Here is a 14,888-nt window from a genome sequence, read left to right as displayed (position 1 = left end):
TCATCCGACCTAAAGCGTTTTGAAAAAAACGCACTTCGTAAGCATAATCTTCGGTGCTGAAAAGCCGACTTTTAAACTTGCATTTTGGTCGTAATCGCTTTCACTCATCTATCCCCATATTTACATGGCCCGTGAATCTTGGCAAGGCTACAAAAAGCTGGAATCATGAATATTTTGCAAATTTTGGAATGAAACTAAATGGGATTACGTATGCGGAGGTGCCGGGGATGAGCAATGACACGCCAATATTAAAAAAGCTGGCCCAAAACGAGCAGCAGCTGCGCCAGTCGTTTGACCGCTGCTCCGACATCGTGTTCCGTCCGGTTTCCGTACACGGTGCAGAAATCATGTTATTGATCTATACGGAGGGAATGACGGATACCCAGTTGCTGGATCAGATTTTGCTTCGCCTCTGGCTGAACGAGGGAGAAACGGAGCGGCTTCCCAAGCCGGAAGGATTCGGGAGGTTTGTTGAGGACACGCTTGTGGCTGCCGCTGGGGTCCGAAAGACTTCCCAGTGCACTGACCTGATTGAGGGGGTGCTGGAAGGGGAGACGGCGATTCTGTTCGAAGGGCAGAGCTATGCGCTGCTTGCTAATTTAACAAAAATGGAGCAACGGGGCATCGAGGAACCTCCCTCCGAAAAGGTGGTGCGCGGACCGCGGGACGCTTTTACGGAAACGATCAGCGTCAACACGTCCTTGCTGCGCCGAAGAATCCACAGCTCCAAACTTAAGATGGAATCGATGTCGATCGGCCAACTGACCGGGACCGAAGTAAAGCTGATTTACATGGAGGACGTTGCCAAACCGTCGCTGGTTGAACAGGTTCGGAAACGTTTGGGCAAAATCCGTATCGATGCGCTGAATGGCTCAGGGATTTTGGAGGAGTTGATCGAAGAGCAGCCCTACTCCCCGTTTCCGGAAATCCAAAATACGGAACGGCCCGATGTGGCCGCAGGGTCGCTGCTGGAGGGCAAAGTCGTTATTTTGATGGAAAACAGCCCATTCGCCCTGATTTGTCCCATGACTTACTGGTCGGGTTTACAGTCGCCCGAAGATTATCACGAACGTTTTATCTACACCACCTTTGTCCGCTGGGTCCGTTATATTTTTGTCCATATTTCCCTGCTGCTGCCTTCCCTTTACGTCGCGCTGACGACGTTTCATCCGCAAGTACTGCCGACATCCCTGCTGGTCAGCGTAGCTTCGGCGCGGGAAGGCGTGCCGTTTCCGGCGGTATTTGAGGCGCTGCTGATGGAGTTCCTGTTCGAGGGGCTCAGGGAAGCGGGGATTCGCCTCCCCAACCAAATCGGATCGGCGGTAAGCATCGCCGGGACCTTGGTCATCGGTCAAGCGGCCGTGGAAGCGGGAATCATCTCGGCGCCGATGGTCATTATCGTGGCGACCACGGGAATCGCTTCCTTTGCGTTTCCCCGTTATAATCTGGGCACCGCCTACCGGATGCTGCGCTTCCCGCTGTTGATTGTTTCGGGGGCGTTTGGCTTCTACGGGATCGTGTTGTTTATTACCGCATTGACGATCCATTTGGTATGCCTCAATTCTTTTGGCGTCCCTTATATGACCCCGCTCGGTCCCAGCACGGTTTCCCGGGAAAGCCCCGACGATGTGCTGGTGCGGGGACCGACTTGGAAAATGCGCAAGACGCAGCAGCATTACCTAACGAGATCGAACGGGGACCCTATGCCGGACGCAAACGGTGCGGACAAGAAAGACAAGGGGTGAAACAAACATGCGTATGAAGCGGGGGATCGCTTTTTTGGCCTGCGTGTTGCTCATAACCGGCTGCTGGGACCGGCAGGAAATGAATGACCGGGCGATCATTTTGGGCTGGGGGATGGATCTGAACGGGGATGGGAGGTACGTTGCCACGGCCAATATCGTCGTTCCCGGGGCTACAAAGTCAGGAGGGACGGAGGGCGGGAAAAACCAGTATCTCATCGAGACTTCCTATGGCACTAGTGATGGCGATGCCGGTCAAAATATGCAAAAAAAGCTGCCCCGCGTCATCTTCGCCAGCCACCGGAGGAACGTGTTTATCGGCGAGGCGCTGGCCAGGCACGGGATCGCGAAAGTGCTTGACGAATATGCCCGCAATCCGCTGGTCAGGCTGCGGACGAATATTTTTGTCGTAAAGGGAGGAACGGCCCAAGAAGCCATGAACCTAAGCAGCCGGTTGGAAAAAAATCCGTCGATCAGCGTGCAAAAAATCCAGGAGGTGATGGGCGCTCCGGTGAGCCGTTCTTTGCTCGATTTTTTCATCATGGCGAATGGAGCGTCGGGAGGCAGTGTGATGCCAATCGTGGAAATCGTCTCACCCGCGCAAACGGCAAAGAAAGGCGAAAGTGAGGGCAACGCTGCCGGTTCGGAATTGGCGCTGACAGGCTCGGCGGTATTCGATCGCAATCTGAAATTGAAAGGTTATTTGGGTTATGATAACTTCTGGGTTCGTTTATGGATCACAGGAAAGCTTGACCATCGTGTGTTTACGATCCGGATGGGGGAGGAGCACGAGACGATTACGATTCCCGCAATGAGGTTCAAAAGCCGGATTGTGCCGGAGATCGCCGGCGAAAAGGTCAGCTTTAAAGTTTGGCTTAGCGGGGAGGGAGAAATCAACGAAAACAACGCAAACCTGGATCTGTCCAAGCCGGACAACGTCAAAAAGGTGGAGGATGAACTGAACCGCCGGTTGACGGAAAAGGTGGAGCAGACGGTGGACCTGGTGCAGAAGCAGTATAAGGCGGATATTTTTGAATTGGGAGAGACGCTGCATCGCAAACACCCTTATGTTTGGAAAAGGATGAAAAAGGATTGGGACAGGCAGTTCGAACACGCGGACATTGAATTTCGGGTACATATGAAAATATCTGGCACGGGGCTCACGGGAAAATCCCTGGTTCCTGGTGTGGAGGACAAGGATAACAGTGCGAATCAGCAATAGACAGCTCTTCTGGCTTGTATGGATGTTTGAATTGGGAATAAACCTGTTGATTTCTTTGAACTTTGCCATCACCGACGCCAAGCAGGATGTCTGGATTTCCATGATGATCGCCTGGTTGGCCGCGATGCTGATCGCGTATCTGGCATTTAAAGCCAGCCGGTTGTTTCCCGGCCAAACGTTGCTCCAGTTCAGCATTTCGATCTTGGGCAAATGGCCGGGCAAACTCGTCGGACTCCTGTACCTGCTTCAATGGTATTGGGTGCTGGGGATCATTTTACGCGAACAGTTTAGCTTTATCCGGCTGAGTATGCTGCAGAAAACGCCGGATTTGGTCATTGCGGTCAGTTTTCTGGCGATCGCCGTTTACGCGGTCCGCAAAGGCGGAATTGTGGGCGTCGGCCGGTTCAGCGAGCTTTGGGGTCCTGTGCTGCTGTTTGTTCTGATCCTAACCTTCGCGCTGTCGATGCGTAATTTGAACCCTAGCGCCATGCTTCCGGTTTATGCCGATACGGAGGCGCTTGCCATTCTGAAGGGCAGTCTGACGCCGATGTCCCTGCTCGGCGAAATCGCGCTCATTATGATGCTGTCCGCTTTCCTGGAAAAGCCGGACCGGAATGCCCTGCGCAGCGTATGGCTGGGGGTATCGGTCGCCTCGTTGACCTTGGCGGTTGGGGCGGTATGGGTCATTATGACCTTTGGTCCGGCATTGTCGTCCAAAATCCAGTTCCCGTTTTTTGAGATGGTCAAGCTGGTTTATCTGATGGAATTCATTCAGAATATGGATATTTTTCTAGTGGCGATCTGGCTGATCAGCGTATTTATCAAGCTGACGGTTTATTTGTTTATCGCCAGCTACGGAACGGCCCAATGGATCGGCAAACCGTCAAGCTGGAGAAACTGCATATGGTTTGTGGCCGCGGTCACGCTGGCTGTTTGTATGGCTGTCGTTCGCTTAAACCCCTCATCCAGGATGCTGCTGACCGAGGTGTGGATCAATTACGTGCTGCCGATTCATTTTTTTGCCATCCCCTTACTGCTGCTGCTTGTGGGTATGTTCAGAAAGAACAGAAAAAGGGGGGAATCGTGACCCAAACCCTCGACTCTTCCATATTAGTATGTTATCATGAGAGTCTGATAACGTATTAACGAACTAAAGCATTCAATTCGGTAGAGTTGCTAATTTATTGGGGGAGAGTCATATGAAACTGAAAAACATCGCATTAATAGGATTGGTCCTGACAGTTATGCTGACGGCGCTGGCCGGCTGCTCCGGCGCAAGCTCCGGTTCAGGCAAGGGCGGCAATACGCTGGTCATCGGGATAGACGATAAATTCGCGCCGATGGGCTTCCGCGATGAAAAGAACGAAATCGTCGGCTTCGACATTGATTACGCCAAAGCGGCTGCGGAGAAGATGGGCATGGAGGCCACCTTCCAGCCGATCGATTGGTCATCGAAGGAGTCGGAGCTGAACAGCGGCCGGATCGATCTGATCTGGAACGGCTACACCATCACCGAGGAACGGAAAGGAAAAGTGCTGTTTACGAAACCTTATCTGAAAAACAGCCAGGTGATCGTCACGCTGGCGGATTCTCCGATTGCGAGAATCGGCGATTTGGCCGGCAAAGCCGTCGGGCTCCAATCGCTGTCTTCCGCGGCGGACGCGCTGAACGCCGATCCGATTAAGTCCGAGATCAAGACGGTTACGGAGTTCCCGGACAACGTGCTGGCGCTTAGCGACTTGAAGACGAAGCGGCTTGACGCGGTCGTCATCGATGAGGTCGTGGCCAGATATTATATGGCTCAAGAAGAGGGCACTTTTAAAATTTTGGACGAGTCGCTTGCGCCGGAGGAATACGGAATCGGCGTGAAGAAAGGCAACGAAGAGCTGCTGAACAAGCTGCAGCAAGCTTTGGACGAGCTGAATCAGGACGGGACGGCCGCGCAGATTTCCGAAAAATGGTTCGGCGAAGATAAAGTGCTGAAATAAGGAACCTGAAGCGAAGAAAACGAGGGGAAACCCGGAAGCCAGAAAGCGCAAGGCGAGGACAAAACCGGATTGAACATGATCCGGTTTTTCTGATTCTTTTGGCGGTTTCTTACTTCCGTTCATGAAGGAGATGCGAGATGAGTCTGGATTATTTTATGAATATTTTAGTACCGATGCTGGAAGGCACGCGGATAACCCTGCTGTTGTTCGTGCTGGCGATTGTAACATCGATTCCGCTTGGTTTTGCGTTTACGTTTATGGTGAGAAGCCGGGTGAAGCCGGTCGCCTGGTTCGCGAACGCCTATATTTACGTCATGCGCGGAACGCCGCTGCTATTGCAGATGCTGTTTATCTGCTTTGGGCTCCCGGTCATTCCGGTTATCGGCGAATATTTGGTGATGGACCGGTTTGCGGCGGCCTGTTTGGCGTTTACTTTGAATTACGCGGCCTATTTCGCCGAGATTTTTCGCGGGGGCCTGCTCGCGATCGACAAAGGCCAATACGAAGCGGCCAAAGTGCTTGGCTTAAGCCGTTGGCAAACGACGACCCGGGTCATTTTACCGCAGATGGTGCGGATCGCGTTGCCGGCCGTTTCGAACGAATCGATCACGCTGATCAAGGATACGGCCTTGCTGTACGCCGTAGCGGTTCCGGAGCTGCTGCATTTTGCCCAAACGGCGGTGAACCGGGATTTCACGATTATGCCGTTCGTGGTCGCCGGGATCATTTATTTGCTGCTGACATTGGTGTTGACACTGCTGTTCAAGGCACTTGAACGGAAATTCAAATTCGAATAAAGGGTTGAATAAACAGGTATGAAAATCGTGGAAGTGACGAATTTGCAAAAATCGTTTGGTTCGCTGCAGGTGCTAAAGAACGTTTCCTTCACCGTGGATACGAGCGAGTTGGTGGCTGTGATCGGGCCGTCCGGCTCCGGCAAAAGCACGATGCTGCGCAGCCTGGCCCATTTGGAGGAGGCGGACGGCGGAAGCATTAGGATCGGGGACGACTACTTGGCCGAAAACGGCCGGTATGCCGGGAATGCGCAAATCAAAAAGATTACGGCGCGCATGGGCATGGTGTTCCAGCATTTCAACCTGTTCCCGCACCTGACGGTGCGCGGCAACCTGGAGCTGGCGCCGAAGCTGGTGAAACGGATGACGGGGGAGGACACGCGCCGCAGGGCTTCCGAGCTGCTGGACAAGGTCGGGTTGTTGAACAAGGCTGATGCTTACCCCGCGAATTTGTCCGGCGGCCAGAAGCAGCGGGTAGCGATCGCCCGGGCGCTGATGATGAACCCGGAAATTTTGCTGTTTGACGAACCGACCTCGGCGCTGGATCCGGAGCTGACCGGCGAGGTGCTGCAGGTGATGAAGCAGCTTGCCGAAGAGCGGATGACGATGATCGTGGTGACGCACGAGATGGGTTTTGCCCGGGAAGTGGCCGATCGCGTGATGTTCATGGCGGACGGGGAGTTCATCGAATCGGGATCGCCGGAGCAATTGTTTGGCCAGCCGCGGCATGAACGGACGCGAGCATTTTTACAGCGGGTGTTGTAGAATCATAAATGTTCGCGTACTCGCGAAATGTTGCCGAGGGGATAGAGGTGCTAGTCATGACAAAAGGGTATGCGTCAGCTACCGTAGTTTCTACGGCGGCCAACTATATTATGGACCGCGAAAAACGGTTCACGCATACGTACCGGACTTATTTTAAATTAAGGGAAAACGGCCCGCTTCAGCTCCGGTTTTGGCACAGCAATGCCGTGGACTCCACCTGGGATACCGGAACCGTGGCCAAGGGCAGCCAGCTTGGCGGAGTGTGGCGGATCGAGGCCGCTTACGTGGCCGACGGCGGCACGGAGCCGGACGGTGCGGTAGCGCCAGGTTCGCAGGTCCCTGTCACGTTTGACGGCGGAAGCGAGAAGCCGGTGGAACCGGGGGAGACGTTTTGGAGCGATCCCGTACATATCGAACTGCCGGAAGGGCATTATTTGGCATTTACCTGGACGATCACAGCGCTGGCGCCGGGAAAAACGTTCCCGTACAACGTCGAACAGATGCTGGTATCGGCTTACGATGCTCCCGGCCGCCATGCGGACGAGGAATCGGCGGAGCCGTTTGCGCGGTCCGAGAAACTGTTGGTTGCGCCCGCCTTTATCGGTTATGCCAAGCCGGTGGACAAGCAACTGATGTTTTTCGGTGATTCCATCACCCAAGGGGTCAGAACGGCGCTGGATGGTTACGAATATTGGGTGGCGCGGATCGCAAGCGGCTTAGGGGCGCAGTACGGGGTCTGGAATCTCGGCTCCGGATGGGCGAGAGCGTATGACGCCGCGGCGGATGGAGCTTGGCTGCATAAGGTAAAGCACGGACAGGTGACGCAACCGGGGTCACAGGTGATCCTGGCGCTGGGCGTGAACGACATCGACATCGGCGCCCGGACGGCCGGGCAACTGCTTCGCGACCTGGAAACGATCATATCCCTCCTGAAAAGCAACGATCCTGCCACGGAAATCATTCTTTTTACCGTACCGCCGTTTAATTTCAGCGGCGAGCGCGAGCAAGTATGGCGGAACGTCAACGCCTCGATCCGGGCCTCCTCCATCCCGGGAGTGGACCGGGTGTTCGATATGGCGGCGCTGCTGTCCCGGCTGGCCCCTGAGGAACATCGGCTGAGACCGGAATTTATGAGCCCCGGCGATGATCCGCACCCGAACGGGCTTGCCGGCAAAGTGGTGGCAGAGGCTTTTTTGAAGTGGTACCTGGGATAGGAATAAAAGCCGTCCGGTTATCGGACGGTTTTTATTTGTCGCTTAAACCGGGACGGATTTTCGCGGATTTACCGGCAAATAAGGCTTAGGCCTGGATATCGGCACATGACAATACCGGCACATGACAATACCGGCGCATGACAATACCGGCGCATGACAATACCGAAATATGGACAGCCTGCGACTGGAACGGCGAACAAGTGGCTGAGCCTGCAAAATAGCGGAACTTTTTGTGCTTATTATCCGTAGTCAGGTATGTTCATCCCCATTAGCGGCCTTTTTTGTTCTTATTCTCCTATGAAGGGCCCTAGAACGGGGGCATTTCCATGCGACCGGGGAAAATAGCGACATAAATCACCTCTATTTCTCTCAAATTGGCTGATATCGCCGAAATAACGGCCTTTTTTGTCCTTATGTTTTTCAGCTTTCTTACTTGACCCGGTATTCCCGGGGCGACAGCCCCACCTGCTTCTTGAATACTTTGCTGAAGTATTTCACGTCGTGGAATCCGACCATTTCAGCGATATCCTGCAGCTTCAGATGCGGGTTCAGCATGAGCAGCTTGGCCTTGTCGATTCGGTATTTGCCTAGGTAATCCGAAAAATTGATGCCATAGTCCTGCTTGAATTTCCGGGATACGTATTCGCGGCTTACGTAAAAACGGCTGGCGATGTCCTGCAGCGACAAATCGGATTGGTAGTTCTGCTCGATGTATTTGACGATGTCGGCGAACGTGCTTTTATCGCGCGCCTGCTGCCGGGAAAGCACTTCCGCCAGCCGGGACATGACATGCTCCGCCCAGTCGCTCCAGACATAACGCGAGAAAGTATAGCTGTCGCCAGATGGGGGAGCATGTTCGGCGTCGTCCCGCTTCAGTTCCGTCAACACACTTTCGGTCTTATCGCCAAGCGTTTCCCGGATCATTCCCGAGCGAAACGATAAAATATCGGACGTCCAAGCGGCCAGCATTTCCGGCGTTACCGTTCCCAGCCGGCACAGCTCGTCGATCCATTTCCGGCTTGCGGCGGAAATTTGTCCCGGATCCGCGCTCCTGACCGCCAGCTTCCAGTCCTCCTGTACCTTGACGAAGGTCAGGGAGGGATAGACTCCGGCAGCTGCAGCCGCAGCCGCGGCGGGAGCGTCTGCGGCCGTGCCGCGCCCGTCCATGACCATGGCGTGACCGTCCGCTTTTCCCGCGTTTAACTCATGGATATACCGGTCGGGCTCGAGCAGGTTCCGGCGTTGCAGCGCGGCGGCGGCCTCGGCATACTGCCGGGGGAGGCTTAGCGGCAGTTCCCCGGCGGACCCGAGGCCAAAATGCAGCCGGCGCTCTAGCGTGCGGTGCAGCCCTTGATTGATTTGGGCGGCACGTTCGGCAGCGCGCTCCAAATCGCCCCAGACGAGCAGCAAAATTTCCTGCGGCGCCCGCCCATGCTTAAACGCAATCCCACTGCGGCTTGGGAGCAGGAATTCATTGCAGATGTTAACCAGCGCAAAGTGCAGCAGCTCCCGATTATGGCCGAATCTTTGCTGCAGGGAAGCATCCCCGGCGTCGATCCGGGCCAGCAAAAGACGGCACAACCCCGGCTCTTCGGGGATCACGCCTTCCCGGCGCAATCGGCGCAGCGAGACGTCGGCCGAGCCCGGGTCGTCGATCAACGAGGAGAGCAGCTTTTCGTCGTAAACCGGTTTGAATTCATTAAGGCGAATGCTTTTCTGCTGCTGCTCCAACCGTTCCCGTTCTTCCCGGCGCCACTGCTCCACGGCTTTAGCGACGGCGGCGTTGATCGCTTCGGGCTCGATCGGCTTGAGGATATAATCGATACCTCCATGGCGTACGGCGCTCCGCACAAAATCGAAATCGTCATGGCCGCTGACGACGATGAATTTGATGTTTCCGGCATGCTCGCGAACCCAGGCCATCAGTTCCAGCCCGTGGCCCGATTCCATCATCATGTCCATAATGACGAGCTGCGGGCCAAAGCTTTGAATGATTCCAATTGCTTCGTTCCCTCCGCCCGCTTCTGTAATTTCCCGGATGCCGTGCTTCTCCCAATCCACCAGCAAGCGAACGGCTTTTCTGACCCGGGCTTCATCGTCGACAATTAACGCTCTCATCATTTTTCACACTCCATGTAGGGCTCATTTCCGAGATTTATTGCGGCAGAGCGAGTAGTTTTAGTATAATGCGGACTCCGGCCGGTTCCAAATTGGCCACGTTCAGATCGGCCTCACTGCCGTAAACCAGACGGAGCCGAGTCAGCACATTGATTAAGCCAATCGGCGCTACGCGGCCGTCCTGGCTCGCGGGTTCGGGACGATTTCCGTCGAGGGCTCCGGTGACTCCATCAAGCCCCTGCCGTAGATGTCTTAGCTTATCTTCCGGTATTTTCGCGCCGTTGTTCTGCACGATAATTTTGACGAAACCGTCCGGTTCCTGTACGGCCTCCAAACGGATGCATCCGTTCGCTTTCGAACGGTCGATCCCGTGCTTGAAGTAATTTTCCATGATCGGCTGCAGGATGAGCTTGGGCATTTGCACCTGGAGCAGCTCTTCCGGCACCTCGCAGTGGAAGGAAAAGCGGTTTTCGAATCGCTCTTTTTGTAGTTCGATATAAGCTTTGACGTGCTCAAGCTCGTCCTTCAAGGTCACGATCCGGTCATCGTTATGCATGCTGTAATGCATCATTTTGGCCAGCGCCGAAATCAGGGTATAGATTTGCGGGACCTTCAGCTCCAGTGCGAGCGTACCGATGATCTGCAGCGTATTGTTGAGAAAATGCGGGTTGATTTGCGCCTGCAGCGCCCGAAGCTGGTTGTTTTTGCTGGTCAACTCCAGCTTGTATTCCCTTAAGATCAAATTGTTGATCGTATCCATCATGGTGCGGAACCGCCGCATCACCGCTCCGATTTCGTCATGGCCGGCCGGCTGAATATCGACGTTCAAGTTGCCGGATTGAATCTGGTTCATATATCGGCCAAGCCGCTTGATCGGAGCGGTAATCCGCAGCGAAATAATGATCGTGGCGGCGATGATAATGATCAGCGACACTGCCAGGAGCAGCATGTTGATGCCGGCCGCGCGGTTGGCTTCCCGGGTGAGAAAGGCGACCGGGACCTGTTTGACCAGCGTCCAGTTGGCGCCGACGGTGGTAATTCGCTGATAGACAAACACGTTTCCGTCCTCTTCGAAGTTTCCGCTCGTGCTTGGCGCGGAGGCGATCCGTTCCGTATACCACTTCTCCCTGAGCGGAAGCCCCAGCTTGCCCTGCTCGTCGCTGTACACAATATCTCCGTGATCGTCGAGAATATAGATTTTCTCGCGGTTTTGTTCATACAACTGGTCGACGATATCGCTTAAGGCCGACAGTTTGACGTCGATGGAGAGATAGCCGATGATGTGGCTTGAAGGAACTTTTTCGATTTTGCGGTGGAGCGTGAATACCGGCTCGGAAGGGTACCGCGGCAATATGGCGGTAAGTCCGTACGTATGGCTCATATGGCTGCTTTGCACCCAGACGCTGGGCCGGTCGATACCCAACGCATCGCCGAAAGGCCCGATGTTGTAGTTGCGCTGCGGCGTGTTTTGGGTAACGAGCGTTGCTCTCCGGCTTTTATTTTCATAGAGATACACTTGAAAAATGTCCGGCACGGAGGTGGCAATATTGGACAATACGGCATAAACCTGCGAGTTGCTTTGCACGTCCTCATAGCCGGCCTGCAGTAAAGTTGAAATGTTATAGATATTGGAAGAGCTGCGGTTGAGATCGTCAAGCAGGCTGGTCAGGTTGCGCCCCCCCTGATACAGAAGATTGGCGTCTTCCGCGGCGACCCGTGTACGGAGCGATTGTGACGTATAGGAGTAAGTCACGACCATCGTCGCGACGATCGGGATGATCGTGGCGAGCAACATAAAGACGATCAGTCTGGTGCGGATGCTGTTCCATTTCAAGCGGATTCCCTCTCCCGATCAATAAATTACACCTGAGTGTTCACCTCAGTCGGTGTATTCGGCGATTCACCCAAGTCATAATAACAATACAACAGTTATTCGCTAGAAAGAAAGGGGGCTGCGCCATGGGTAGCAAAAGAGCGTCTGAATGGGGACTCCAGCTGTTTTTTGTGGGACCCGTGCTTTTATTTTTTGTAGTCATCATGGTGATTCCATTCTTACTCGGGATGTATTATGCATTGACCGATTGGAATGGCGTGGCGAGCACAGTCAATTGGGTAGGGCTGGATAATTTTAAAACGATATTTACGAATGACCCCGATTTTTGGTCATCCTTCTGGTTTACCTCCAAATTTACGGTGGTTGGCATCGTGCTCACCAATGTCGTCGGCTTCTTCCTTGCTTATTTTTTGACCAAAGGATTGAAGCTGCGCAACATCATGCGTACTATTTTCTTTATGCCCAACGTGATCGGCGGGCTGCTGCTGGGATTCATTTGGCAGTTTATTTTCATCAAAGGCTTTAACACCATGTATGAACTGACAGGCTGGTCCTTCTTCGGGCTTCCGTGGCTAGGGGACGAAGCAACCGGCTTCTGGGGAATTATGATCGTCTTTGTCTGGCATACGGCGGGTTACCTGATGGTCATTTACATCTCCTCGCTGACCAACGTTCCTTCGGAAGTGATCGAGGCGGCGGAGATCGACGGTGCAAACCGCTGGCAGATGCTGCGCAGCATCATTGTTCCGCTGATTATGCCTGCGGTGACCATCTGCTTGTTCCTGGCGATTTCCTGGGCGTTCAAAATGTTCGACCTCAACTTGTCGCTGACTAAAGGCGGGCCGTTCAAATCGACGGAATCCGTGGCGATGAACATTTACAACGAAGCGTTCCAGAACAACCGTTACGGGCTGGGAACGGCCAAGGCTATTCTGTTCTTCGTGATCGTGGCTGTCATTACGACGTTCCAGGTTCGCCTGACGAAGAATAAGGAGGTCGAAGCTTGATGAAAAGATACACCGGGCGCCTGCTGGCGGCGGAAATCATTACAGGCCTTGTCGCCCTGCTGTTCCTGTCGCCGTTCTATTTTCTCTTCGTCAATTCGGTCAAGCCGTTTGGCGAAATCATGTCGGATTCGGCGAGTTGGCCGCAGGTGTTTCAATGGGAGAACTATGCCAAGGCCTGGGAACTGACCAAGTTCCCGCAGGCGTTCACCAATTCGCTGATCATTACCGTGGTCAGTGTGGGGATTCTGGCGCTGATCAGCGCGATGGGCGCGTACCGGATGGTCCGCTCCAATACTTGGTTTAACCGTAGCTTGTTCATGCTGTTTATCGCTTCCATGGTCATTCCGTTCCAGACGATCATGATGCCGCTGCTGCGGGTCGTTAACGAGCTGGGAGTAAACAATACCCATTTCGGACTGGTGATGACTTATCTCGGTTTGGGGGCGCCGATGGCCGTGTTTCTGTTCCACGGGTTCGTTAAATCGATCCCGCGGGAAATTGAAGAAGCCGCCACGGTGGACGGCTGCACCGGCATCAGCGTGTTCTTCCGGATCGTGTTGCCGATGCTCAAGCCGATGCTAATGACGATCATTGTGCTGAACTGCCTGTGGGTATGGAACGACTACTTGCTGCCGTCGCTGATTTTGCAGCGGCCGGAAATGCGGACGATTCCGCTGGCCACGTTCGCTTTTTTCGGACAATATACGAAGCAGTGGGACATTGCGCTCCCGGCGCTCGTTTTGGGAATTACGCCAATCGTTATTTTCTTCTTGTTCTTGCAGCGTCACATTGTCGAGGGAATCGCAGCGGGATCGGTCAAAGGCTGACGCCGGCCGATCCGCTGTTCCAATAAATTAAACAGATTTAGGGGGAATTAGCTTATGAAGAAGGCAAAGTATTCTATCGTCTTATCCGTTCTGCTGACGATGTCGCTAATCCTGGCGGCTTGTGGCGGCGGAAATTCTGCAAACGGTACCAATAGCGGCGCCGAAGGCCAAGGCGGTGGCAAACAGGAGCAGAAGACGGTCACGATCTTCCAATTTAAAACCGAAATCGTGGAAGGGCTTAACGAGCTGAAAGTGGAATTTGAAAAAGAGTATCCGAACATCAAGCTGGATATTCAAACGGTGGGCGGAGGTGCCGATTACGACGCGGCGCTGAAAACAAAATTCGCCTCCGGCGACGCTCCGGACATCTTCTCCAACAACGGTTACGCCAAGCTGGATATGTGGCAAGAGAAGCTGGAGGACTTGTCGGATCAGCCTTGGGTGAAGGATCTGGTGCCGCTGGCCGCCGAGGCGATCACCAAAGATAGCAAAGTGTACGGCTTGCCGCTGGATCTTGAAGGCTTCGGCTACGTCTATAACAAAGATATGTTTGCCAAAGCAGGCATTACCTCCCCTCCGAAAACTTACTCGGAACTGGAGGCGGCGGCCAAAAAGTTGCAGGCTGCGGGTATCACGCCTTTTGCCAACGCTTATCAGGAATGGTGGCTGGTAGGCAGCCAAGGGATCAGCGTCGCTTTCGCGAATCAGGATGATGTCGACGGCTTTATCAAGGGCCTGAACGAAGGTACGGCTTCGATCGTCGGCAATGAGCATTTCGCCAACTGGGCGAAGCTGATGAAGCTGACGCTGGATTACGGCAACAAAAATCCGCTTACGACCGACTATAACACGCAGGTGGCGATGTTTGCGAACGGTGAGGCGGCGATGATGCAGGAAGGCAACTGGGCGCAAACGATGATCGACGGCATTAACCCGAACATGAACATCGGCGTGCTGCCGATGCCGCTCAGCGACGACGCCGCGAAAACCGGGAAAGTGACGATCGGCGTTCCGGTGAACCTGGTTGTGAACAAAGATTCCGACGCTAAGGAAGAGGCCAAAACGTTCCTGAACTGGCTGGTCACTTCCGATATCGGTAAAGAATATATCGTGAAGAAATTCAAGTTCATCCCGGCCATGACCACGATCGAAGCCACACCGGAGGATATGGGGCCGATTGCCACCGATCTGGTGAAATATGTGGAGGAAGGCAATATTTTTGCGCACCAGGCCGGCAAATACCCGGATGGCGTCGCTCAGGAATTCGGCAGTGCGATTCAGCAATATTTGGCAGGAAAAAGCGATGTCGAAACCTGGCAAAAAAATATGCAGGCCGCGTGGGACAAACTGAAGTAACGGCAGCATGAATAACGAATG

General features: G+C 54.0%; 12 protein-coding genes. 10 read left to right on the top strand and 2 right to left on the bottom strand.

Features of this window, described 5'->3' with window-relative positions:
• Positions 1-188: 188 nt before the first annotated feature.
• From ACLD72_RS10885 to ACLD72_RS10855, 7 genes are all read left to right on the top strand, one after another.
• Positions 189-1,745: a spore germination protein gene (locus ACLD72_RS10885; RefSeq protein WP_410997095.1), complete on the top strand. Its 1,557-nt coding sequence runs from the start codon at positions 189-191 to the stop codon at positions 1,743-1,745.
• 7 nt (positions 1,746-1,752) lie between these two features.
• A complete protein-coding gene (locus ACLD72_RS10880) occupies positions 1,753-2,964 on the top strand; it encodes a Ger(x)C family spore germination protein (protein WP_410997102.1) in 1,212 nt (403 codons plus the stop codon).
• The gene (locus tag ACLD72_RS10875; RefSeq protein ID WP_410997104.1) at positions 2,948-4,051 is read left to right on the top strand and encodes a GerAB/ArcD/ProY family transporter; all 1,104 of its coding nucleotides are present in this window, start codon (positions 2,948-2,950) and stop codon (positions 4,049-4,051) included. Before ACLD72_RS10880 ends, ACLD72_RS10875 begins: the two co-directional genes overlap by 17 nt.
• Positions 4,052-4,163: 112 nt before the next feature.
• On the top strand, positions 4,164-4,952 hold the full coding sequence (locus tag ACLD72_RS10870; RefSeq protein WP_410997106.1) for an amino acid ABC transporter substrate-binding protein: 789 nt from the start codon (positions 4,164-4,166) through the stop codon (positions 4,950-4,952).
• A 137-nt stretch (positions 4,953-5,089) separates the two neighbouring features.
• Positions 5,090-5,749, top strand: coding sequence for an amino acid ABC transporter permease (locus ACLD72_RS10865; protein ID WP_251590617.1), 660 nt, complete (start codon positions 5,090-5,092; stop codon positions 5,747-5,749).
• An 18-nt stretch (positions 5,750-5,767) separates the two neighbouring features.
• The gene (locus ACLD72_RS10860) at positions 5,768-6,511 is read left to right on the top strand and encodes an amino acid ABC transporter ATP-binding protein (RefSeq protein ID WP_410997108.1); all 744 of its coding nucleotides are present in this window, start codon (positions 5,768-5,770) and stop codon (positions 6,509-6,511) included.
• A 56-nt stretch (positions 6,512-6,567) separates the two neighbouring features.
• Positions 6,568-7,725: an SGNH/GDSL hydrolase family protein gene (locus tag ACLD72_RS10855; protein ID WP_410997398.1), complete on the top strand. Its 1,158-nt coding sequence runs from the start codon at positions 6,568-6,570 to the stop codon at positions 7,723-7,725.
• 429 nt (positions 7,726-8,154) lie between these two features.
• Here the strand turns inward: ACLD72_RS10855 and ACLD72_RS10850 are convergent, their stop codons facing one another.
• Both ACLD72_RS10850 and ACLD72_RS10845 read right to left on the bottom strand, forming a co-directional pair.
• The gene (locus ACLD72_RS10850; RefSeq protein WP_458475753.1) at positions 8,155-9,843 is read right to left on the bottom strand and encodes a response regulator transcription factor; all 1,689 of its coding nucleotides are present in this window, start codon (positions 9,841-9,843) and stop codon (positions 8,155-8,157) included.
• A gap of 37 nt (positions 9,844-9,880) precedes the next feature.
• Positions 9,881-11,677, bottom strand: a complete 1,797-nt coding sequence (locus ACLD72_RS10845) for a cache domain-containing sensor histidine kinase (protein ID WP_458475752.1) — start codon at positions 11,675-11,677, stop codon at positions 9,881-9,883.
• A gap of 125 nt (positions 11,678-11,802) precedes the next feature.
• Here ACLD72_RS10845 and ACLD72_RS10840 point away from each other — a divergent pair, with 125 nt between their 5' ends.
• The 3 genes from ACLD72_RS10840 to ACLD72_RS10830 are packed head-to-tail and all read left to right on the top strand — an operon-like array spanning position 11,803 to position 14,867.
• Positions 11,803-12,684, top strand: coding sequence for a carbohydrate ABC transporter permease (locus tag ACLD72_RS10840; protein WP_410997114.1), 882 nt, complete (start codon positions 11,803-11,805; stop codon positions 12,682-12,684).
• Positions 12,684-13,511 carry a carbohydrate ABC transporter permease gene (locus tag ACLD72_RS10835; protein WP_410997400.1) on the top strand — a complete coding sequence of 276 codons (828 nt, stop codon included), beginning with the start codon at positions 12,684-12,686 and terminating at the stop codon, positions 13,509-13,511. The genes ACLD72_RS10840 and ACLD72_RS10835 overlap by 1 nt, the downstream gene beginning before the upstream one ends.
• Before the next feature lie 54 nt (positions 13,512-13,565).
• Positions 13,566-14,867 carry an ABC transporter substrate-binding protein gene (locus tag ACLD72_RS10830; protein ID WP_410997116.1) on the top strand — a complete coding sequence of 434 codons (1,302 nt, stop codon included), beginning with the start codon at positions 13,566-13,568 and terminating at the stop codon, positions 14,865-14,867.
• The last annotated feature ends 21 nt before the right edge of the window (positions 14,868-14,888 follow it).

Source organism: Paenibacillus lacisediminis, from assembly GCF_046567315.2.
The sequence above is the reverse complement of the archived record's forward strand: the minus strand, read 5'-3'. Positions and strand labels throughout refer to the sequence as shown.

Coding starts and splice junctions, on each gene's coding strand:
- ACLD72_RS10885 (WP_410997095.1), top strand. CDS start 189: ATGAAACTAAATGGGATTACGTATGCGGAGGTGCCGGGGATGAGCAAT.
- ACLD72_RS10880 (WP_410997102.1), top strand. CDS start 1,753: ATGCGTATGAAGCGGGGGATCGCTTTTTTGGCCTGCGTGTTGCTCATA.
- ACLD72_RS10870 (WP_410997106.1), top strand. CDS start 4,164: ATGAAACTGAAAAACATCGCATTAATAGGATTGGTCCTGACAGTTATG.
- ACLD72_RS10865 (WP_251590617.1), top strand. CDS start 5,090: ATGAGTCTGGATTATTTTATGAATATTTTAGTACCGATGCTGGAAGGC.
- ACLD72_RS10860 (WP_410997108.1), top strand. CDS start 5,768: ATGAAAATCGTGGAAGTGACGAATTTGCAAAAATCGTTTGGTTCGCTG.
- ACLD72_RS10855 (WP_410997398.1), top strand. CDS start 6,568: ATGACAAAAGGGTATGCGTCAGCTACCGTAGTTTCTACGGCGGCCAAC.
- ACLD72_RS10850 (WP_458475753.1), bottom strand. CDS start 9,843: ATGAGAGCGTTAATTGTCGACGATGAAGCCCGGGTCAGAAAAGCCGTT.
- ACLD72_RS10840 (WP_410997114.1), top strand. CDS start 11,803: ATGGGTAGCAAAAGAGCGTCTGAATGGGGACTCCAGCTGTTTTTTGTG.
- ACLD72_RS10835 (WP_410997400.1), top strand. CDS start 12,684: ATGAAAAGATACACCGGGCGCCTGCTGGCGGCGGAAATCATTACAGGC.
- ACLD72_RS10830 (WP_410997116.1), top strand. CDS start 13,566: ATGAAGAAGGCAAAGTATTCTATCGTCTTATCCGTTCTGCTGACGATG.